This window comes from Bacillus sp. 05T31, from assembly GCF_056396725.1.
This window is the reverse complement of the sequence record NZ_JBFTMA010001148.1, coordinates 1-814: the sequence shown is the minus strand read 5'-3', so window position 1 is coordinate 814 and position 814 is coordinate 1. Positions and strand designations below refer to the sequence as shown.

Below are 814 nucleotides of genomic sequence, written 5' to 3'. Positions count from 1 at the left end.
CAGCTGCACCGAGAGCAGTAAGGCCACCAACAACAGCTGGTGTTGCTGTACCGCCAGTCACAACAATTACTACCGCTCCGGCAATAGTTGCAATAACTAAAATGGCTGCTCCTAATCCACCACCAATTGACCAGGCTAATACATCATCAAAATGTTTTTTCTGAGTAGCACTTAGTTGCTCAATTTCAGCTTGAAGTTGTGGAATCRKTGCTTGTTGWCCYGCTAATATTGCCGTTAATCCACCTTTCCCATCCGGACCACCAACATTATTTTTAAAATCTGTTGAATTTGTATACAGTTTTGATTTGAAGTCTTGTAACATCTTAATTACATCTGTAACTTCTTTTGAATTTGTATTAATTGTAGTGACTAAATCATTTATGCCCTCTTTTAGRCCYGCCTTATCTYTCTTTTKTACAGTATCTACTARTGTGTCGTAATAATTTTGAAATTGTTCATCRTAATTTACAATATTACGTGCTGTYTTTTGAATSTKTGGCTTYGCTGTATCTARCCARTAATTYGCATTGATTCGCGACAGCTCTTGATTAAGGTGAATATTTTTGAGTAACTCTCCACCTCCTGAACCTAAATCRATATYRGATARATTWACATTCGGTTGTTTAATCATTGTTTTTGCGTAYAAATCCATTACAAGAATATGAGAYCCTGTTTCAGCYAATGCTTTCTTCAGTCCTTCAGGTCCTAATGCATAATTSCCTAYTTTYTGTTCTTGAGCGGTCKKTTCTTGTGCAAATGCATGAATAGTGTTACCRGTAGTAGMAGTTATAAYCGTTGCCAGMGTRGCTAAAGT

Annotated in this window: 1 protein-coding gene; it reads right to left on the bottom strand. The window is 37.0% G+C overall.

The annotated features are described in order from the left end of the window. Positions 1–814, bottom strand: an 814-nt coding sequence (locus AC1DJR_RS32000) for a ClyA family alpha-helical pore-forming toxin (protein ID WP_477004469.1), incomplete at both ends; no start/stop codon positions are given.